Source organism: Mesorhizobium sp. W067 (assembly GCF_054719525.1).
Window position 1 is genome coordinate 4,539,775 of record NZ_JBTTII010000001.1, and the last position, 20,139, is coordinate 4,559,913.

Genomic DNA, 20,139 nt, shown 5'->3' on the forward strand with positions numbered 1-20,139 from the left:
AAACAAGGCTCAACGCGCAAGACCGCTGATCAATCCAGCCAGGATTTTAATCGGTCTTGCCCAATGGAAGTCGCCGCTATGGAAATCGCCCCGATCAACCGACCGACAGCTCATCTGATGACGTCCAGGCGCTTTGCGCCCTTGTTCTGGACGCAGTTCCTGTCCGCCTTCAACGACAATTTCCTCAAGAACACGCTGGTGTTCCTTATTCTGTTCACGCTGGCGGCGGACCAGGCGGCATCACTGGTCACCTTGGCGGGCGCCGTCTTCATGGCCCCCTTCCTGCTCCTGTCGGCGCTCGGCGGCGAGCTCGCCGACCGCTTCGACAAGGCTCTCATAGCCAAGCGTCTGAAATTCGCCGAGATCGCCGCGGCGGGTGTCTCCGTCGTCGGCATCGCCCTGTCGTCCATTCCCGTGCTGATGACGGCGCTGTTGATGTTCGGCATCATCTCGGCGCTGTTCGGACCGATCAAATACGGAATCCTGCCCGATCACCTCGAACGCAAGGAACTGCCCAAGGCCAACGCCTGGATCGAGTCAGCCACGTTTGCCGCGATTCTCGGCGGCACCATAGCCGGCGGCGTCGTTTCCGCCGATGGTATCGGCGTCGCGGTGTTCGGACCGATCATGATGGCGCTCGCCGTCGGTTGCTGGCTCGTCAGCCGCTATATCCCGTCCACCGGTTCGGCGGCGCCCGACCTTGTCATCGACAAGAACATCTTCCGCTCGACCTGGCGCCAGGTCACCGAATTGCGCACCGACACGCGCATCTGGCGCGCCGGCCTGATGACGTCTTGGTTCTGGCTGATCGGCGCCATCGTGCTCTCGCTCCTGCCGGTGCTGATCAAGGATTCGCTCGGCGGCAACGAAATGGCCGTCACCGTCTACCTCGCCGTGTTCGCCGTCTCGATCGCCATCGGTTCGGCCATCGCCGCCTGGATGTCGCAGGGCCGCATCGTGCTGTTGCCGGCACCGGTCGGCACGGCGCTGCTCGCCCTGTTCGGCCTGCATCTCGCCTGGACCATCTCCGGCATGACGCCGTCGCCCCAGGCGGAAACCCTTGGCGCATTCTTCGCCGGCCCAAACACGATCCGCGTCGCCATCGACCTCGCCGGCATGGCCATTGCAGCCGCTTTCCTGGTGGTGCCGACCTTCGCCGCCGTGCAGGCCTGGTCGCCCGAAGCGCGGCGCGCCCGGGTCGTCGCCGCCGTCAGTATCGTCAATGCCGGCTTCATGACTGGCGGCGGCATCATCATGGCCCTGATCCAGACGAAGGTCTCGACCGGCGGCATCCTGTTCGGCCTCGCCGCGGCCAATGCGATTGCCGCCTGGCTGATGCTGAAATATTTGCCGACGAACCCCTTCCGTGACTTCGTCTCCATCCTGTTCCGCGCTTTCCTGCGCCTCGAAGTCGAGGGCATGGAAAACCTCAAGGCGGCCGGCAAGGCGCCGATCCTGGCGCTCAACCATGTCAGCTTCCTCGACGGTCCGCTCGCCTTGACGCTGACCGATGAGGAGCCGGTCTTCGCCATCGACTACACCATTGCCCAGGCCTGGTGGATGAAGCCGTTCATGAAACTTGCCCGCGCTTTGCCGCTCAACCCGGCCAAGCCGATGTCGACCCGCACGCTGATCAAGATCGTGCAGGGCGGCGATCCGCTGGTGATCTTCCCGGAGGGACGCATCACGGTGACCGGCGGCCTGATGAAGGTCTATGACGGCGCCGCCATGGTTGCCGACAAGACCGGCTCGATGGTTGTGCCGGTGCGCATCGACGGGCTGGAGAAGACCTACTTCTCGCGGCTGAGCTCGCAGCATGTGCGCCGCCGCCTGTTCCCGAAGGTCAAGGTGACCATTCTGGAACCGGTCAAGCTCGAGGTGCCGCAAGAGCTGAAGGGCCGCAAGCGCCGCGCCGCGGCGGGTTCCGCGCTCTACCAGGTGATGTCGGATCTCGTTTTCCGCACCCAGGACATCGACAAGACCGTACTGGAAAAGATCATGGAGACGGCGAACGAACGCGGCATGAAACAGCTCGCAGTTCAGGATCCGGTCACCGGTTCTCTCAGCTACAGCAAGCTGCTCACGGCTGCCGCCGTGCTTGGTGAGAAGTTCCAGAACCTTTATGCCGACCAGCAGACGCTGGGCATCATGCTGCCCAACGCCAACGGCTCTTGCGCGACGCTGCTCGGCGTCATGTCCGCCGGCAAGGTTCCGGCGATGATGAACTTCACCGCAGGTGCTGCCAATATTCTGTCCGCCTGCAAGGCCGCCGAAGTCCGCACCGTGCTGACGTCCCGCGCGTTCGTCGAACAGGCAAAGCTCGGCGCTGTAGTCGAGGAACTCGGTCGCTCGGTCGACATCGTGTGGCTCGACGATCTCAGAAAGACCATCAGTCTCAAGGATAAGCTGCTCGGCTTGCTGCGCAAGTCGACGCCGCGCGCGAAACGCAAGCCCGGCGATGCGGCGGTGATCCTGTTCACCTCGGGTTCGGAAGGCACGCCGAAGGGCGTCGTTCTGACGCACCGCAACATCCTGGCCAACGCCGCCCAGGCGGCGTCGCGTATCGACTTCCATTCGGGCGACAAGGTGTTCAACGTGCTGCCGATCTTCCACTCCTTCGGCATGACCGCGGGCACGGTGCTGCCGTTGATCTCCGGCGTGCCGGTCTATTTCTACCCCTCGCCGCTGCACTACCGCCTCGTGCCGGAACTGATCTACGGCTCGAACGCGACGATCATCTTCGGCACCGACACCTTCCTCTCCGGCTACGCGCGCACCGCGCACCCCTACGACTTCCGCTCGATACGCTATTGTTTTGCCGGCGCGGAACCGGTCAAGACAGCGACGCGCATGACGTATATGGAGAAGTTCGGCCTACGCATCCTCGAGGGCTACGGCGTCACCGAGACGGCGCCGGTGATCTCCATCAACACGCCGATGTACAATCGCTCCGGAACCGTCGGCAAGATCATGCCCGGCATGGAATACCGCCTCGATCCGGTCCCCGGCGTCGACGAAGGCGGCCGGCTGTTCGTGCGCGGCCCCAATGTCATGGCCGGTTATCTCCGGGCCGAGAAGCCCGGCGTGCTCGAACCGCTCGACGACGGCTGGCATGATACGGGCGACGTCGTCGCTATCGACGAAGGCGGCTTCATCACCATTCGCGGCCGCGCCAAGCGCTTCGCCAAGATCGGCGGCGAGATGATCTCGCTCGCCGCTGTCGAAGCGCTGGCCGGCGAATTGTGGAAGGGCTCGCTGTCGGCGGTCGCCACGGTGCCCGACGCGCGCAAGGGCGAAAAGCTGATCCTCATCACTGAGGCATCCGGCGCCACACGAGCGGAATTCCTCGCCTACGCCAAGGCCAACGGCGCCATGGACCTGATGGTCCCGGCCGAAGTGCGGGTGGTCTCAAAGGTACCGGTCCTTGGCTCCGGCAAGCTCGACTTCGCCGCCGTGACAAAAATGGTGCGCGACGAAGAGGCCTTGAAGACCAAGGCCGCCTGACCCGGCTACGGCAACGGGCCGACGCAAGAGCCGGCCCGTTCAGATGATCAACCCTTCGCATGCCGCTGCGAGATCAGCATCGCCATGCGCTGGACTGCCCGCAGCTCCATTTCCACGCCCGGCGACGATGCCAGCGCCGGCATGTTGAGCGCCACCACGGTCAACGGCTCGAGCGTCGCCAGCAGCACATGGGTCGCCTCAAATTTCTCGAACAGCCATGCCAGCTGCTCGCGTATATCCTGGTCGACTGGCGCCCCCGGCTGCGTATCGGCGAGCGAGCGCACGGGCTCCTGCTCCAGTGCACGGGCCAGCACCTTCAGGTCGAAGTCGCCGAGGTCCCCTGCCGGCAGGATCAGCGCACCGTCGACAAGGATATGGCTCTGCAGGCCGCGCAGGAAGCGCGCCGAATCGGTGAGGTCGCCCTCGGCCATATGCTTCAGCAACGAGTCGCGGCGCTTCTCCGCGGTGAGGCTGACGCTGTCATTGTAGATGACTGCCAGCAGCGTCGCCGACAGCACGATCACCACGCCCTGCACACTGCCGCGCCAGCCGAGATCGTCGATGCCGCCCAGCGCCAGCCCGGCGAAAACCGAGCTCAGCGTAATCACGGTAAAGGCGCCGATCGTGTCGCGATGGCCGAGGCTGGCGCGTCCAAGGCCGATCGTCAGCCAGCACAGGAACAGGATGGCGATGCCGCCAAGCCGAACCGGCACTTCGAACAGGCCGGGCCGGTAGTCGGTGACCATGAACGGAATGATCAACAGCAGCGACAGCGCCATGCGCTCGACCGTGCGGTTTTCGGCCGCCGACAGGCTGTCGCGATCGCGCGTCATCACCAGCCAGCCGATGGCGAGAAAACCTCCGAACTGGAAGGCAAGTAGTACCGCCATTCGCCATGGTTCAGCGAAACGTGCCGGGATCGGCGCCAGAAGGAAGAACAGCAGGGCACCGCCGGCGGCGAACAATTTGAGAGCGAACGGCGCGTGCCGGCGCAGCAGGCCTTCGGTCAGCAGCAGTGCGGCCAGCGGCAGCAGACCCGCCGCCGTGATGGTGACGAACCGGAAAAAGGCAAGACCCGTGGTCCAGTCGAGGATGCGGCAGGCAAGCAGCACTGCCAGCACCTTGAGGCCGAATAGAAAGCGCCGCGACAGCGGATCGCCCGTGTCGCGCCCGCCTATGATCGATATCACGACAAGCAGGCCAACCAGCGCCGCTAGCGAGGTGATGGTGTCGGCGACGAGCGTGCCGTCGAGGTTCATCATCGGCCGGCTGCCATCAGCTTGCGGATAAACCGAGACGCCACGAATGAAGCCATCAGCGTGTCCATGGTCTCAGCACATTCCATTGGCGGGTGCTATCGGCCCAGTGAACCACCGGCAGCACCAGCCGCTGCAGCGTGGCGGCCGCGCCGGCCACGGCAAGTGCTGCAAGCGAGCGGCGCGGAACCGTGTCGGCGAGAAAGGTGCGCGCCGACTGGAAGCTCATCTGGCCGATCTGCAGCACATCGTCGCCGCGCCCGTAGTCGAGTTCCTTGCGGCAGAACTCGTTAAAGGTCTCCTCGCGGTGCTTGGCCGTCTCGTCGAAGGTTTTCTTCAGATCGTCCGAGCCGCCCGTATAGGCATTGGTGATGACGAAACGCTCTTCGTCGAAACGCGCTTCGGGGCCGACGCCGAAGACATGGCGGTGCCGCGCCATGATCTGCCGCGCCAGAAGCACATGGGTCAGCGAGCGCCGCGCGCCGGCATGCGGTCCGGGAAACACATTGCTGAACGCCTCCGCGACCATGCCGACGACGGCCGGCACCTGGCTGACGTTGGAGATCCAGATCGGCCTGAACTGGTTGCGCAAAAACATCAGGAAGCAGGTCAGGCCGTAGAGGATCCAGCTGAGACCGCGGCTGCGCTCGTCCGGATCGATCATGACCAGACCGAGGTGCAAGACTTCATAGGGCTTGCCGGCCAGCGAAATCTCCATCAGCGCCAGCGCGTTGAAGGCGATCGGCCGCCCGTCGCTGCGGCGATAGACGATGGTGATGATGGAATGTTCCAGCCGGCTGCGGTCGCCGGAAAACACACCGTAGGTCAGGCTGCCGACTTTCAGCGTCTTCGACGCCACCAGCCGCAGATCGCTGCTCAACTGCTCCAGCTCGGCCGCCTTCATCCAGCGCCCGGGCCGCTCCACGACACGCGTCTCGTAGTCGGCGGATACGCGCATGCGCACATCCATGAACCGACCCGGCAGCAGCTGCAGAACCGCCTTGAGCACTATTTTTCCCCGTGGCAAGAACTCCGACCGTATAGTGGCCGCCGTCCACCTAAGACGCGGTAAACCCGAGACGGCAGTTCTTGGTTGTACTCAACAAAGTAAAAGAACAGCTGCCAGCCAGTGCGGGCTCAGCTTTCCGCAGCAACCAGATGGCCGCCGCCGACATCGTTCAGCGCCAGCTTCAGCGGCGCCTCCCCGATCCTGCGGGTGGCGCTCGGGATTTCCTGGTCGAGGCGCGCGAAGCGCGTTCTGCGCTGCGCCGGATCGGGCACCGGCACGGCGTCGATCAGCCGCCTGGTGTAGGGATGGCGCGGGTTGGAAAACACCTGGTCGCGCGTGCCCATCTCGACGATCTGGCCGAGATACATGACGGCAACGCGGTCGGAAATGTTCTCGACCACCGCCATGTCGTGCGAGATGAAGAGATAGGCGACGCCGAATTCGCGCTGCAATTCCTTCAGCAAATCGAGCACACGCGCCTGCACCGAGACGTCGAGCGCGGAGACGCTTTCGTCAGCGATGATCAGTTTTGGTCGTAGCGCCAGCGCTCGGGCGATGCAGACGCGCTGGCGCTGGCCACCGGAGAATTCGTGCGGGTAAAGCTCCATCTGGTCGGCCGACAGGCCGACGCGCTCGAACAGCGCCCCCACTCGTTCGCGGCGCTCGTCCTTGGAGGCGATGCCATGAATCACCAGCGGCTCGGCGACGAGCTCGCCGACGCGCATGCGCGGATCGAGCGAAGCGAAGGGATCCTGGAAAATCATCTGGACGTCACGGCGCACCGCCTTGCGCTCGTCGCGGCCAAGACCGGAGAGATTGCGCCCGCCAATGACGATGTCGCCGCTATACGGCGCCAGTCCGGCCAGCGCCTTGGCGGTCGTCGACTTGCCGCAGCCGGATTCGCCGACCAGAGCAAGCGTTTCGTTGGGCGCGATCGAGAAGCTGACGCCCTCGACGGCGTGGACGCGGCGGGTGACCCGGCCAAAGATGCCGCCACGCAGATCGAAGCGGACATGCAGGTCGTTGATCTCGGCGACATTGGCCGGTTTCAAGACGTCAATCGCATCCCTGGATTTCTGTCGACCGACGCCACTGCCGATGCGCGGCACGGCAGCCAGCAGTTCGCGCGTATAGTCGGCCTGCGGCTGGACAAAAATATCCGATGTCGTGCCTTCTTCGACCATGCGGCCGTCGCGCATGACGATGACCCGGTCGGCCATTTCGGCAACCACGCCCATATCGTGGGTGATCAGGATGACGCTGGTGCCATGCTGGCGCTGCAGGTCGCGCAACAGCTCCAGCACTTCGCCTTGCACGGTGACGTCGAGCGCCGTCGTCGGTTCGTCGGCGATCAGCACGTCGGGCTCGAGCGCCAGCGCCATGGCGATCATCACCCGCTGGCGCATGCCGCCGGAGAGTTCGTGCGGAAACTGCTTTAACCGGCTTTCCGCCTCCGAAATGCGCACCGCCTTCAACGCCTCGATGGCGCGCCGGCGGGCTTGCGCCGACGACAGGCTGGTATGCGCCTCGATTGATTCGGTGAGTTGCCGGCCGATCGACAGAACCGGGTTGAGCGAGGTCATCGGCTCCTGGAAGATCATGGCGATGCGGTCGCCGCGAATGCGCCGCATCTGGCGTTCGTCGAGGGTTGCTAGGTCGGTGTCGCCCCGATTCCCATCCCGAAGACGGATCATGCCTGACGATATGCGCGCCGCCGGCTGCGGCAAAAGCTGCATGATCGCCAGCGCGGTCATCGACTTGCCGGAGCCGGATTCGCCGGCAATGCAGAGCGTCTCGCCGCGCGCCAGCGTCAGCGACAGGTTGGAGACGACATCGCGCTCGCCGTCCTCGCCGCGCACGCTGACGGAGAGGTTGGCGATGGAGAGGATGGGGTTGTCGGCGAGGGTCATTGTGGGTGGAGCCCTGCGACGGATTGGTTCCGTCGCACCATTCGCACAAACCTTGGCGCTGACCCCCACCCGGACCTCCGGTCCGACCTCCCCACAAGGGGGAGGTAGGGTGGCAGCGCTTTACCCTCCCCCTTGTGGGGAGGGTCGCTGCGAAGCAGCGGGGTGGGGGTGCGGCGCCGACGTACCGTCATTCAAACACGCAACGCGGAAAATAGAACGACACCACCCAGTTCGGCATGTCGACGATCTCGCTGATGCGCAGGTCCCCGCACACCGAGGCCAGCATATAGGCCTCGACCGGATCGATCTGATACCGCCCAGCAAGCAGATGGACCATCTGCGCCACCGCCTCCTTGGCGCCGGTCATCAGGTCCGGCCCGATACCCGTCGTCACCTCATAGCCCTTGGCGTCGAGATGGCGCGTCACCGGACCGGCGGTGGTGAAGCGCGGCGTCTTCAGCCTGGCGTCCTTGACAAGGTCGAGCTTGAGCACGACGTCCATCGGGCTCTCGATCGCCGTGCCGCAGACCTCGCCATCGCCTTGTGCGGCGTGCGTATCGCCGACCGAGAACAGCGCGCCGGCCACCTCAACCGGCAGATAGAGCGTCGTGCCGGCAGCGAGATCGCGGATGTCGAGATTGCCGCCGACCCGCCGTGGCGGCACCACCGAGTGAAGCCCCATCTCAGCCGGCGCATTGCCGATGGTGCCGGCGAACGGCTTCAGTGGTACGCGCGCGTTTTTCCCGAACAGCGCCGGTTCGAGCGCGGCTGCATCGTATTTCCAGATGTTCAGCGCCGGTTCCGTGAAGTCGTCGGCGAGCAGGCCGAAACCCGGAATGTTCGCCGTCCAGCCGAAGCCGGACGGTTTGAACATCTCGATCGTCACCTTGAGCGCGTCACCCGGCTCGGCGCCCTCGACGAAGATCGGCCCGGTCACCGGGTTGACCCCGGCGAAGTCGAGCTTGGCGATTTCGGCAACCGTGCTGTCGGCGTTCAGCTGGCCGCCGGCGGCATCGAGGCACTGGAACTCGATGGTCGCGCCGGGCGCCACCCGCTCGGCCGGGACAAAGGAATTGTCCCAGCCGAAATGGTGGTGGCGCCCATGGATGGTGTAGTCGCAGTTATTGCACATCTTTTACGTACACATTGTCGTAGTTGATCGGGATATGGACCGGGTCGACATAGAGGTTGTCGGCGCCGCCCATGCGCGCGGATTTCATGGTGAAGCGCTGTTCGTTGAAGACCGGCGCCCAGGGCGCGTCTTCCATCACCTTGTCGTAGATGGCGCTCCACATCTTGTCGCGTTCGCCGGCCTTTGCCGGGTCGACCACCGAATCCGCCTCGGCCGCCTTGGCGTCGAGATCCTTGTTGCAATACCACGACCAGTTCCAGCCGCCGGGCACCGCGCCGGCGCAGCCGAGGATCGGGCCGTAGAAATTCGACGGATCGGGGAAGTCGGCGATCCAGGCCATGCCGCCCGACCAGATCATCGGCGCGCCGGCCTTGTCACCGCCGGCGGCGATGACATTGGCCTGCGCCAGCGACTGGATGCTGGCCTTGATGCCGATCGCCGCCAGGTCCTGCTGGATCGCTTGGGCAATGCGCGGGTTGGGATCGGTGTTCATGGCGAACAGCTGCGTGTCGAAACCATCGGCATGACCGGCCTCGGCCAGCAGCGCCTTGGCTTTGGCTACGTCATAGGGATAACCCTTGTAGTCCTTGTCGTAGCCCGGCATCGACGGCGGCAGCGGCTGGTTGGCCGGCACGGCGCGGCCGTTGATGATCTGGATGATGCGCGCCTTGTTGAGCGCCATGTTGACGGCCTGACGCACCTTAACATTGTCGAACGGCGCCATGGTGGTGTTCATGGTGACGTAGCCGGTGTGCAGCTGACCGCCTTCGACGACACGCGCCTTCTGCTCGGGATCGGCCATCACCTCCTGGAACTTGGCCGGCGGAATGCCGTCGCCGGGAACATCGATCTCGCCCTTCTGCAAGCGCAGCAGCGCCACGATCGGCTCCTGGCCGATCTCGAAGGTGATCTTGTCGAGATGCGGCAGGCCCTTGTGCCAATAGTCCGCATTGCGCTCGAAGACGATGCGCTGTCCCAGCGTCCACTCGGCGAGCTTGAAGGCGCCGGTGCCGACCGGATGCTTGCCGAAATCGGCGCCATATTTCTCGACCTCTTCCTTCGGCACGACATGGGCGAAATTGATGGCCATGACATGCAGGAAGGTGGCGTCGGGCCGGGTCAGTTCGAACTTGACCGTGTAGGGGTCGACGACGGTGACACCGGACAGGCCTTCGGCCTTGCCGGCGGCGACATCGTCATAGCCCTTGATCGAGCCGAAGAAGCCGGCGCCGGGGCTCTGCGTCTTCGGATTGGTGACGCGGTCGAGCGAATATTTCACGTCGTCGGCCGTCATCTCGCGGCCATTGTGGAATTTCACGCCATGGCGCAGCTTGAAGGTGAAGGTCTGGCCGCCGGGCGAAATCTCGTAGCTTTCTGCCAGATCGGGCTTCAAATTGGTGGTGCCCGGCTCGTAATCCATCAGCCCATCGAACAGGCTCTTGATCATCGACCAGTTCTGCCAGTCATAGCCGATCGCCGGATCGAGGGTCGCAACATCGTCCTTGTAGGTGATGGTGATGGCGCCGCCTTGCTTGGCGTTGGGATCGACCGTGTCTTCGGCGCGGACGCTTGTCATGCCGAGCATGAGGGCCAAGGCCGATGCCGCGACTGTGGATGCGAGAAACTTTTTCATTGTTGTGTTCCCTTTCTCTGTTTCATTTTCATCTGAGCTTGATGCGGGGATCGATGAACGGCGCGATGATGTCGGCGAGCAGATTGCCGAGCACGATGGCGAAGGCCGAGACCAGCGTGACGCCCATGATGATCGGAATGTCGACGCGCTGGATCGCCTGCCACGCCAGCTGACCGATACCCGGCCAGCCGAACACGCTTTCGACGACGACGATGCCGCCCATGAAGATGCCGATGTCGATGCCGATCATGGCGATGACCGGCAGGATGGCATTCGGCAGTGCGTGGCGGAATATGATGGCGCTGCGCGCCAGGCCCTTGGCCCGCGCCGTGCGGACATAATCCTGGCGCAGGACGTCAATCATCGACGAACGCATCATGCGCGCGTACCAGCCGGCGCCGAGTATGCCCATGGTCAGCGACGGCAGCACCAGATGGCGCCATGTGCCGTAGCCGCCGATCGGAAACCAGCTTAGCCGCACGGCAAAGACGTAGAGCAGCAACAAGCCGACGACGAATTGCGGCGCCGAGACGCCGACGAAGGAGGCCACCATCAGGGTCTGGTCGGTGGCGGAGCCGCGCTTGACGGCGGCGATCAGCCCCATCGAGAGCCCGATCAGCAATTCGCAAAGGATGGCGCCGACCATCAAAAGCAGGCTGGCCGGCAGCCGCGAGACGATGAGTTCGGTGACCTCCGAGCGCTGGATGTAGGAGCGGCCGAGATCGCCGCTGAGTAGCTTCGTCAGATAGTGCCAGTACTGGACCACGAAAGGCTGGTCGAGGCCGAGTTGCTGGCGGATGTTTTCCACCGTCTGCGGCGTGGCACTGCGGCCGGCGATCTGCCGCACCGGGTCGGCCGGCAAGAGGTAGAGCAGCGCAAAAGTGATCAGCGAGACGCCAAGCAGGATGAGCAGCGACTGGATCAGCCGGCGGCCGAGATAGGCGATCATGACCGGCCCCCCATTATTCCCGGCCCCTTTGCGTCGGATCGAGGATGTCGCGCAACGCGTCGCCGATCAGATTGAAGGCCAGCGCCAACGCGAGGATTGCGGCGCCGGGGAAGAACACCAGCCAGGGCGCGGCCTGGAAATAGGTCTGGTTCTCGAAAATGATGTTGCCCCACGACGCGGTCGGCGGCTGCACACCGATGCCGAGGAAGGAAAGCGTCGCCTCGAGCAGAACCGTGGTCGAGATGCCGAGCGTGCCCCAGACGATGATGGTCGGCAGCAGATGCGGCAGGATGTGGCGAAATAGGATGCGCGGCGCACTCGCCCCGATGCTGCGCTCGGCATCGATGAACTCGCGCTCGGCCAGCGATGAGGTCTCGGTGTAGATGACACGCGCCGTCTGCACCCAGTTGACCAGCGCGATGACCATGGCGACGATCCACAGACTCGGCTGAAACACTGCCGCCAGGCAGATGGCGAGCAGCAGCGCCGGGAACGCCATCATCAGATCGGTGAAGCGCATCATCGCACTGCCGATCCAGCCGCGGAAATAGCCTGCGGTGACGCCCACCAAAGTGCCGATCAAAAGCGCCACGCCATTGGCGACGATGCCGATGATCAGCGAGGTGCGGGCGCCGTAGAGGATGCGGGTCAAGAGGTCACGTCCGAGCAGGTCGGTGCCGAGCCAATACTGGGCGCTGGGCGGCAGCGGCGAGCCCTCGATGGTCAGGCCGTCGAACATCTGCTCGTTGGGATCGTAGCCGGTCAGCCGGGGCGCCAGCACGGCGCCGGCGACAACAATGGCGACGATGACCAGCCCGAGCAGCGCCAGGCGGCGTTTGACCAGCCGACGCCAGACGCCGGCGCGCGGTTTTGCCGGCATGCGTACCGGGAGATCAGGCGCGATGGGACTGGTCATCGCCGCCTTCCTCATCCGTCATTGCCACGATCCTGCGCGCGGCATCCTCGACGCTGATCTGCCAGCTCATCGCCAGCGATCGCAGTTGTGCATAGGCACGCTCGTCATCGCTGCCTTTCGACAGCGCCGTCACCGCGCGCACAATGGTCTGGCGCTCGGCGACGCGCTGGCGCAGCGACGCTATCTCGCCGGCTAAATGCTTGCGTGCCTCGAAGCTCTGCCTTGCGATCAGCAATGCGCTGTACACACCGGCATTGCCGACCGGCTTCAGCAGCTGCGCATCGGCCTTGTGCGACAGCGCCCATTCGATACGCCCCGGCGCCTCGGAACCGATCAGCGCCACCAGCGGCATCGGCGCCTCGCCCGGCTTCCACGGGAATTGCTCGTCAAAGCCGAGATCGGCATCGAAGAAAACGAAATCGGCGGCGAGAGCTTCCGGCGGCAATTCCGGCCAGCAGTCGATCGTAGCCAGGCCGATGGCCGACAATTGCCTGGTGATGGCCTGCACCGTCGGATGCGGGCGATGCAGGATGAAAGCCCGCGCGCCGCCGAGATTGGGGATGCGCGTCCGGGTCATGACACCACCCTCAGGCGCGGACGGCCGAATGTCTTGGCGGGGTCGTAGCGCGACAGATAGGGATCCGGCGCGACCTCATCCTCCTGGCTGACGACCTCGAAGAAGCCATCGGCGATCCGGCCGATGATCACCGGCAGCGTCGCGTGCTGGGAGTGGGCGTCGATGGCGATCGGCCCGAGCCGGGTGGAGAAGCGTCGCTCGGCGAAGGCTTTGGAAAATTCCGCCGGGCCGGCATCAGTGTCGCGCGACAGCACGTCGGCCATCACCTGCACCGAGGCATAGGCGGAGGCCTCGAAGGACGAAGCGAAGGCAGCCGGCCGGGGCGCGAAATAGGGCCCGACCGACAGATGCCCTTTCCCTGTCTCGCCGATCGCCGGCAACTCGCCTTCGGTGAGGTTGCAGGAGATGACGGGGCAGTTTTCCGGCCTGAATGCCGCATCCTCATCGCCCAGCTCGCGGTAAGCCGCCAGGAAGGCGTAGGATGAGGTGCCGATCAGATTGTTGAGGATGAAGCTCGGCCGCGTCGCCCGGACCTCGGCGATCAGCCGCGACACGTCGGTCTCGCCGATGCGCAGATAGCGCTCGCCCAGCACTTTGCCGCCGGCATCCGCGATCAGGTCGCGCGCCACGCGGTTCATCTCCCAGCCCCAAATGTAGTTCGAGCCGAGCAGGAAGCCGTTGGCGCCGAAACGCGGCACGACATGCGCCATCAGCGGAACCAGATGCTGGTTGGGGCAGGCGTGCATGTAGACGACATGCTCGTTGGCCTCGAACCCTTCATAGGGGCAGGCATACCAGAGCATGCCGCCGGCCTTCTCCAGCACTGGGATGGTTTCCTTGCGGCTCCACGAGGTGACGCAACCGACGACATGGCGCGCGCTGCTGGTCCTGAAAATGTCCTCGCACAAAGTCGCGTAGCGATCGGCATTACTTTGCGGATCGCGCTCGACCGGAACCACTTCGATGCCATAGCTCCGATCGGCATTGATGTCGGCGATGGCGCGCATGGCGCCCATCCGGCACGCATCGGAGACCAGCTGGTAGCTGCCCGAGCGGGAATACAGGATGCCGATCTCGATACGCCGTTTCAAACCGATCCTCAGAAATGACAATGCCCCGCAGCCAGCGCCGGAGGGCGAGGCATGCGAGGCATATTTGCCGCCCGGCGACCAAGGCCGGTATTTTGCGCTAGCGTATTCGGTCCGGCGGGTCAGTCAAGCGGGAAAGTACGTGGTCATGGGATCGGCCTTGTCCGGCTGCTTCTAGTTCCGCAGCGTGAACATCAAAGGCGCCACGACAGCCGTACCGGCCTTCTCAGGCGGTGGCGCGGGCACCGTCGCACCCTGCAGAATGCCGAGCGCGGCGCGATCGAGATCGGCGTCCCCCGAAGATCGGGTCAGCCGGACGGAGGTCACCTTGCCCGAAGCGCTGACGACGAAGGTCACATTTGCGGTACCCACGGCGCGCCGCGACCTTGCCGCGCTCGGGTAGCGCTTGTGCCGATTGATCCATCCGATCAGCTGGGAGTTCCATTTGCTTGCACTGACTGATGATCCACTCGATTGCGAAGCCTTCGGCGCCGACGCCTTCGCCGCTGCCTTTTGATCGACACTGGCGGTCACGACCGCTTTCGCCGGCGCGGCCTTTTCCTTCTTCTCTTTCTTTGCTTTCGGCTTGGGTTTTTCGGCAGCCTTCTTCGCCTTCTCGATCGGCTTGGTCTCCGCCGGCTTGGTCTCCGCCGGCTTGGTCTGGGGCGGCGGAATGACCACATCCGGCGCTATGGTCGGGACGATGTCGGGCACCACCTCATCCAGCGGCGGCGATTGATCGGGCTGCTCGGCCGCTGCCGTCTCGATCGGAGCGGCGGGTTGAACCGCTTCCGTCTTCTCGGCGACCGGCCCCGGCTGACCGGGCTCGGGCTCCACGACGGGCTTCAGTTCGGCAACCGCCTCCTCGATCTGGTTCGGCGGCTCAGGCGTCACCACGTCGGCCATCGAGTCCTCCTGCACCGCCGGCGCCACCATCATCGGCGACAGCTCGATAGCCACAGCCGGCGGCGGGCCGCCATCGGCCATGTTGGCCAGGCTGAAGCTCTGGACGGCATAGGCGATCGCGACATGCGCGCCGACAATGACAATGGCCGCAGCCGCCCACAAGCCAATTTCGCGCAGGCCGGCGCGTGGCGGGTCGGCCGCGGGTGCGGCGGCGGCCAGTTGCGTCACGGGGCGGCGCCCCGGTGCGCCGCGGATGCGTCCGCCGGCACCGTCTCCAGCCCCACCAGCGCGATCTTCAGATAACCAGCGCCGCGCAGCAGGTTCATCACCTCCATCAGCTCGCCATAACCGACCGCCTTGTCGGCACGCAGGAAGATGCGGGTCTGCTTGTCGCCCTTGGTTCTGCCGTCGAGCACCGCGGCGAAAGCCTGGCGCGGCACGCTGTCATTGCCGATCGCGAGCGTCAGATCGTCCTTCAGGGTCAGGAACAGCGGCGTTTCCGGCCGGGGTGCTGGCGTCGCCGTCGAACCCGGCAGATCGACATTGACGTCGACTGTCGCCAAGGGTGCAGCGACCATGAAGATGATCAGCAGCACCAGGATGACATCGATGAACGGGGTGACATTGATCTCGTGGTTTTCCTCGAGATCGCCATCGATAGCCTCGCGAATTCTAGCCGCCATAGCCCATCACTCCGCCGCCAGCGCGGGCGCCTGCGGCACCGTGCGGAAATCGAGATCGCGGCTGACCAGCCGCTCGACCCCGGCCGAGGCATCGGCAAGGAGCTGCCGGTAGCCGGCTATCGACCGCGCAAAGACGTTGTAGATGACCACCGCGGGAATGGCCGCGACCAGGCCCATCGCCGTGGCGAGCAGCGCCTCGGCGATGCCGGGCGCGACGACCGCGAGGTTGGTGGTCTGCGCCTGCGAGATGCCGATGAAGGCGTTCATGATGCCCCAGACGGTGCCGAACAAGCCCACGAAGGGCGCCGTCGAGCCGATCGTCGCCAGCACGCCGGTGCCGCGCGACATGCGCCGCGCCGCCGCCGCTTCGATGCGCGACAGGCGCGACGTCACGCGTTCCTTCAGCCCGTCGCCGGTGACATGGCCGAGCGCACCGGCCGAAAGGGCAGTCTCTTCCTCGGCCGCCCGCACCAAAAGCGCACCGGGGCCGCCACTGTTGCCAAGCGCGCGCCCGGCCTGGCGCAGCGTGGCGGCATTGCCGATGGCGCGCGCAGCGCGACGGGCGCCGAGCTTGCCGAAGAGAATCTCCAGCGATTTGGCCAGCCACACCGTCCAGGTGACCAGCGAGGCGAAGGCCAACCCGATCATCACCGCCTTGACGATGATGTCGGCGGCCATGAACATGCCCCAGGGCGACAGATCGTGCGGCAGCGTCAGCGATATTGCCGAAGGCTCGGCCTGCGCGGATGCACCGGGCTGGGTTGCCGGCTGTGGCGCGGTCGGCGCCGCCTGCCCGGCAGTTGGCGAAGCCGGCGCGACAGGCGCAGCCGGTGCGGGCCGTTCGACTGCGACCGGGGAAGGCTGGGCCGCCGACCGGGCAGCTGCAGCGGGTTCCGTCGTCACCCTGGGCTGCGTGTTTGGCTGCTCTTGCGCAGCAGCGCTGCCGGCCGACAGCATGACCGCGGCCAGCGCCGCCAACAAACCATTTCTGGACACGCTTCTTCCTCGCTTCGTCATTGCACGTACGATCGGCTGGTCGGTGACGGAATGTCGACCCCGGAAATCCAGCCACTGGTTCTGGCTTCTCTCAAACGCGGCACAGCCGCTGGAAACAATTCAGGCGGCCGAGTGCCCTGCTTGACTATAAAACATGAGTTTACTAGTCAACAAACAAGATGGCTTTTTTGGCCAACGATTATCGGCGCGATGTCTCAGCGGCACATCGTCCTGGCGTCGGTCTACCTGGTGTCGTCGCACTGAGGGATGGACGGCCGCAGGGTTGCTGGGCCACGATACCGGGCAGCAATTGAGGCAGGCTGCGATGATCAAGGCGATACCGTTCGATTTCCCCTATGACGGCCGGCTGGTGCCGGCAAACACCGCGTTGCTGGTCATCGACCTGCAGGAGGATTTCCTCTCGCCGACCGGCTATTTCGCCAGGAAGGGTTATGACCCCGCGCCGCTGCGCGCCATCCTGCCGACAGTCAACCGACTGATATCAGCGGCACGCGCGGCCGGCCTCACCATCATTCACACCAGGCAGGGATATCGCGGCGACATGGCCGACATGACGCCGTACGAGAGATGGCGCCGCAAGCGGGCGGGTCTCGAAGGCACCGACGTGCTGCTGCGCTCCGGCCCCGGCTTTCAGATCGTCGCCGACATCGACGTCGCGCCGCACGACATCATCGTCGACAAGACCTGCAACAGCGCCTTCACCTACACCGACCTGGAACTTGTGCTGCGCGCACGCGGCATCACCCATCTGATCTTTTCCGGCTGCACGACCGATGTCTGCGTGCACACGACGCTGCGCGAGGCCTGCGACCGCAATTTCCAGTGCCTGACCATCGCCGATGCCTGCGCCAGCGGCGACCAATACGCGCATGACGCGGCGCTGCATATGGTGACGGTGGAGGACGGGGTATTTGGTACGCTGACGGAATCTGACGCGGTGTTGGAGGCGCTGGCAGTGCTGAGTGGTGATTAGACGCTGGCGGGACAGCACCCCTCTGCCCTGCCGGGCATCCCCCGCAAGGAGGGCGATCAGACATCACGTCGGCTTTCGCCAATTACCAACTTTGAGAGCCGGCGCTCAAGCTGCCAATCTTCCCCTTTGAGGGGGAGATGTCCGGCAGGACAGAGGGGGGTGCTGTCCCCGCCGGCGTTCCCGATCGCGATCTCGCTACCCAGCTGCGTGAATATCCGACCCGCCCCGCGAGGCAAACGCGCCGGGCTGCGGCACCTCCGCCTCACGGCGTGCCAGCGAATTACGCAAGAGCGCGATCGTCTCGCGGCCGACGCCGGCGATCTCGCGCGGCCTGTCGACGCCAACGATCATGAACTCGCTGATGCCCAGCGCCGCATAGGACAGCAGCGACAGGGCGATCTGCGCCGGTGGTCCGGAAAGTTCGACCGCCTTGTGTCCGACGGTAGAGGCGCCACCCTCCGAGCGGACCCGGACCGGAAGCGCAAAACGCAGCTTGCCGGCGCGGCCATGCTCGGCGGCGGCGCTGCGCGCCCGTTCCATCAGCTGGCGGATCTCGTCGGGCGAACCAGGCGCCAGCTCGAAGACGTCGGCATGGCGGCCGGCGACCTTCAGCGCCGTGCCGGACTGGCCACCCATGCGGATGGTGATATCGACGCCATGCGGCCCCTTGCGCGGCACATAGCCACCCTTGATGCTGTAGAACGCACCTTCATGGTCGAAGGGCCGGTCGTTCGACCACAGCCGCTTCAGCAGCACCAGATATTCGTCGATGCGCTGCCAGACCACGGTGTGGCCGACCGGACGCGTCTCGGCATCGTCGTCATCCAGCGGCTCGCTCAGCATCCTCAGCGCCAGCCGGCCGCCGCTCCTGGCGTCGAGCGCCGCCAGTTGCCGCGCCGCAACCGCAGGCGCGATCACGCCGGCCCAGTGCGTCAGCACCACTTCCAGCGACGAGGTGCGGTCCAGCGCCTGGGCGGCGATGTCCATATTGGTCAACAGCCCGGCCGGGTCGTCGACGACGATGTTCTGGAAGCCGGAATCCTCGATCAGCGACAGCTTTGTCGCCGTCTCGACGAAATCATAGAAGAACGGAACGGCCGAACCGGCGTCGGCGGCATGCGTTTTACCGGGAACATGCGTGAACTCGATCGGCATTGCCATCTCCTCCATCACGTTGGATGTATGTCGCCCAAAAGTGGCCCCGGTTTTTGAGACGACGACATGCGTAAAAACAAGCGGTCAGCGCCAAAGCGCATCCGCATTCGGTTCATCAACTCCGGTCACTCACTGAAAGCGATAGGTCGCCACCCTTCGGCCTGAACGGGTCAGGGAATCAAGCCGAGCACGACTGCCCCGGTGAACACGAACGCAAGGGCAAAGACGAGATAGGCGAAGGCGCCGGCATAGGCCGGGCGGAAAGCCTGGCTATTGGCCAGCCTCTGGCTGGTGCGGTCCGTCTCGGCGTTCTGGATATAGGACATATCGACCTCCGTCTTGCGGATTAATCTATAAAATCAGTAGACTTTGTCGAGTGCTATTTTTTGGCGATATGTAGAACGATTTTCTCAGTATGCCTTATTATTTGGTTTTGGATTGCTGGGGGACCCCTGCTGGCGACAAGCGAGCGACAAGCTTGGCCGACGTCTGCATAGGCGATAGCATCGCCATTCCGGCATAAATGCGGATCATTTCGATCGGGAACGGGAACAGAACATGGGTACAAGACTAGCCGGCAAAATTGCAATCATCTCGGGCGGCGCGACCGGAATGGGCGGAGCGGCCTCGGAATTGTTCGCCGCCGAAGGCGCCAAGGTGGCGATCATCGACCGCAATGGCGAGGCGGCGGCAGCCACTGCGGCGGCGATACGCGCGCGGGGACATATCGCCGAACACTGGGTGGCCGACGTCTCGGACGAGGCGCAGGTCGAGGCCGCAGTGAAGGCGGCGACTGCCAGGCTCGGCCCGGCCACGGTGTTGTTCAACCATGCCGGCACCATCGTGATAAAGCCGTTCCTGGAGACGACAGTGCAGGAATGGGACTGGCTGCATGCGGTCAATGTCCGCTCGATGTTCCTGATGACGCGCGCCGTGTTGCCGGGCATGATCGCTGCCGGTGGCGGTTCGATCGTCTGCACCTCGTCGATCTCGGCTGTGGCGGCCACACCCATGGAGGTGCTCTACGACACCACCAAGGGCGCCTGCCACATGTTCGCGCGCGCCATCGCAGTCGAATTCCGCGACCGCAACATACGCTGCAACGCCGTCTGTCCCGGCTTCATCCGCACGCCGCACGGCCTGCGCGAGGTCGCCGATCTCGGCAAGCTCGGCGTCGACGTGTCGGACGCCGCATTGGCCGCACAGCAGGGCCGCATCGGTGAGCCGGAGGAAGTGGCCAAGGCAGCGCTGTACCTCGCCAGCGATGAGTCCAGCTTCGTCAATGGCACGCATCTGTTTGTCGATAATGGTTTTACGGCGATGTGAGTATCCCAGGCTTGGCGCCCTTCCTCTCCCCCGTCGATCGGGGGAGAGGTGTCGAGCGCAACTCGACGGAGTGGGGGTCGACCCTTGGCGCAAGGAAGATTCATG

The 20,139-nt window shown here is 64.7% G+C and carries 17 protein-coding genes; 3 read left to right on the forward strand and 14 right to left on the reverse strand.

The window, feature by feature from the left end:
- Positions 1-78: 78 nt before the first annotated feature.
- Entirely contained in the window at positions 79-3,504 is a 3,426-nt protein-coding gene (locus tag ACYG97_RS22150) for an acyl-[ACP]--phospholipid O-acyltransferase (protein ID WP_023732929.1), read from the forward strand.
- Between the two features lie 47 nt (positions 3,505-3,551).
- Here ACYG97_RS22150 and ACYG97_RS22155 read toward each other — a convergent pair whose 3' ends face one another.
- From ACYG97_RS22155 to exbB, 12 genes are all read right to left on the reverse strand, one after another.
- On the reverse strand, positions 3,552-4,766 hold the full coding sequence (locus ACYG97_RS22155; RefSeq protein WP_023668596.1) for a hypothetical protein: 1,215 nt from the start codon (positions 4,764-4,766) through the stop codon (positions 3,552-3,554).
- Positions 4,767-4,818: 52 nt separating this feature from the next.
- A complete protein-coding gene (locus tag ACYG97_RS22160) occupies positions 4,819-5,769 on the reverse strand; it encodes a hypothetical protein (protein WP_031261999.1) in 951 nt (316 codons plus the stop codon).
- A gap of 128 nt (positions 5,770-5,897) precedes the next feature.
- Complete coding sequence (locus ACYG97_RS22165; protein WP_023732927.1) at positions 5,898-7,679, reverse strand: ABC transporter ATP-binding protein; 1,782 nt, start codon at positions 7,677-7,679, stop codon at positions 5,898-5,900.
- A gap of 187 nt (positions 7,680-7,866) precedes the next feature.
- Positions 7,867-8,811 carry an acetamidase/formamidase family protein gene (locus tag ACYG97_RS22170; RefSeq protein WP_023732926.1) on the reverse strand — a complete coding sequence of 315 codons (945 nt, stop codon included), beginning with the start codon at positions 8,809-8,811 and terminating at the stop codon, positions 7,867-7,869.
- Entirely contained in the window at positions 8,801-10,396 is a 1,596-nt protein-coding gene (locus tag ACYG97_RS22175) for an ABC transporter substrate-binding protein (protein WP_460221631.1), read from the reverse strand. Before ACYG97_RS22175 ends, ACYG97_RS22170 begins: the two co-directional genes overlap by 11 nt.
- A 76-nt stretch (positions 10,397-10,472) precedes the next feature.
- Positions 10,473-11,393: an ABC transporter permease gene (locus tag ACYG97_RS22180; RefSeq protein ID WP_023693234.1), complete on the reverse strand. Its 921-nt coding sequence runs from the start codon at positions 11,391-11,393 to the stop codon at positions 10,473-10,475.
- Positions 11,394-11,406: 13 nt separating this feature from the next.
- On the reverse strand, positions 11,407-12,309 hold the full coding sequence (locus ACYG97_RS22185) for an ABC transporter permease (protein ID WP_023732924.1): 903 nt from the start codon (positions 12,307-12,309) through the stop codon (positions 11,407-11,409).
- Positions 12,287-12,886 (reverse strand): ANTAR domain-containing response regulator, encoded by a 600-nt coding sequence (locus tag ACYG97_RS22190; RefSeq protein ID WP_023715884.1) that lies wholly within the window; start codon positions 12,884-12,886, stop codon positions 12,287-12,289. The genes ACYG97_RS22185 and ACYG97_RS22190 overlap by 23 nt, the downstream gene beginning before the upstream one ends.
- Positions 12,883-13,977, reverse strand: a complete 1,095-nt coding sequence (locus ACYG97_RS22195; protein ID WP_023732923.1) for a transporter substrate-binding protein — start codon at positions 13,975-13,977, stop codon at positions 12,883-12,885. The genes ACYG97_RS22190 and ACYG97_RS22195 overlap by 4 nt, the downstream gene beginning before the upstream one ends.
- Before the next feature lie 171 nt (positions 13,978-14,148).
- Positions 14,149-15,108, reverse strand: coding sequence for an energy transducer TonB family protein (locus ACYG97_RS22200; protein ID WP_023713408.1), 960 nt, complete (start codon positions 15,106-15,108; stop codon positions 14,149-14,151).
- Positions 15,105-15,563, reverse strand: coding sequence for a TonB system transport protein ExbD (gene exbD / locus ACYG97_RS22205; RefSeq protein WP_023710186.1), 459 nt, complete (start codon positions 15,561-15,563; stop codon positions 15,105-15,107). The genes ACYG97_RS22200 and exbD overlap by 4 nt, the downstream gene beginning before the upstream one ends.
- A gap of 6 nt (positions 15,564-15,569) precedes the next feature.
- Positions 15,570-16,559, reverse strand: coding sequence for a tonB-system energizer ExbB (gene exbB, locus ACYG97_RS22210; RefSeq protein ID WP_023687757.1), 990 nt, complete (start codon positions 16,557-16,559; stop codon positions 15,570-15,572).
- Positions 16,560-16,884: 325 nt separating this feature from the next.
- Between exbB and ACYG97_RS22215 the strand changes: the two genes are divergently transcribed.
- Positions 16,885-17,553, forward strand: coding sequence for a cysteine hydrolase family protein (locus tag ACYG97_RS22215; protein ID WP_023686098.1), 669 nt, complete (start codon positions 16,885-16,887; stop codon positions 17,551-17,553).
- Positions 17,554-17,748: 195 nt separating this feature from the next.
- Here the strand turns inward: ACYG97_RS22215 and ACYG97_RS22220 are convergent, their stop codons facing one another.
- Both ACYG97_RS22220 and ACYG97_RS22225 read right to left on the reverse strand, forming a co-directional pair.
- Positions 17,749-18,708, reverse strand: a complete 960-nt coding sequence (locus ACYG97_RS22220; protein ID WP_023732922.1) for an LLM class flavin-dependent oxidoreductase — start codon at positions 18,706-18,708, stop codon at positions 17,749-17,751.
- Positions 18,709-18,878: 170 nt separating this feature from the next.
- Positions 18,879-19,034 (reverse strand): hypothetical protein, encoded by a 156-nt coding sequence (locus ACYG97_RS22225; RefSeq protein WP_023670454.1) that lies wholly within the window; start codon positions 19,032-19,034, stop codon positions 18,879-18,881.
- Between the two features lie 232 nt (positions 19,035-19,266).
- On the opposite strand from ACYG97_RS22225, the gene ACYG97_RS22230 reads away from it, so the two are divergent.
- Positions 19,267-20,034 (forward strand): SDR family NAD(P)-dependent oxidoreductase, encoded by a 768-nt coding sequence (locus tag ACYG97_RS22230; RefSeq protein WP_023686096.1) that lies wholly within the window; start codon positions 19,267-19,269, stop codon positions 20,032-20,034.
- Positions 20,035-20,139: the final 105 nt, after the last annotated feature.

Bases quoted from the DNA above. Each gene is read 5' to 3' on its own strand.
- exbD (WP_023710186.1), bottom strand. From the start codon at position 15,563: ATGGCGGCTAGAATTCGCGAGGCTATCGATGGCGATCTCGAGGAAAAC.
- ACYG97_RS22230 (WP_023686096.1), top strand. From the start codon at position 19,267: ATGGGTACAAGACTAGCCGGCAAAATTGCAATCATCTCGGGCGGCGCG.
- ACYG97_RS22150 (WP_023732929.1), top strand. From the start codon at position 79: ATGGAAATCGCCCCGATCAACCGACCGACAGCTCATCTGATGACGTCC.
- ACYG97_RS22220 (WP_023732922.1), bottom strand. From the start codon at position 18,708: ATGCCGATCGAGTTCACGCATGTTCCCGGTAAAACGCATGCCGCCGAC.
- ACYG97_RS22180 (WP_023693234.1), bottom strand. From the start codon at position 11,393: ATGATCGCCTATCTCGGCCGCCGGCTGATCCAGTCGCTGCTCATCCTG.
- ACYG97_RS22225 (WP_023670454.1), bottom strand. From the start codon at position 19,034: ATGTCCTATATCCAGAACGCCGAGACGGACCGCACCAGCCAGAGGCTG.
- ACYG97_RS22165 (WP_023732927.1), bottom strand. From the start codon at position 7,679: ATGACCCTCGCCGACAACCCCATCCTCTCCATCGCCAACCTCTCCGTC.
- ACYG97_RS22175 (WP_460221631.1), bottom strand. From the start codon at position 10,396: ATGCTCGGCATGACAAGCGTCCGCGCCGAAGACACGGTCGATCCCAAC.
- ACYG97_RS22155 (WP_023668596.1), bottom strand. From the start codon at position 4,766: ATGATGAACCTCGACGGCACGCTCGTCGCCGACACCATCACCTCGCTA.
- ACYG97_RS22170 (WP_023732926.1), bottom strand. From the start codon at position 8,811: ATGTGCAATAACTGCGACTACACCATCCATGGGCGCCACCACCATTTC.
- ACYG97_RS22215 (WP_023686098.1), top strand. From the start codon at position 16,885: ATGATCAAGGCGATACCGTTCGATTTCCCCTATGACGGCCGGCTGGTG.
- ACYG97_RS22185 (WP_023732924.1), bottom strand. From the start codon at position 12,309: ATGACCAGTCCCATCGCGCCTGATCTCCCGGTACGCATGCCGGCAAAA.
- ACYG97_RS22190 (WP_023715884.1), bottom strand. From the start codon at position 12,886: ATGACCCGGACGCGCATCCCCAATCTCGGCGGCGCGCGGGCTTTCATC.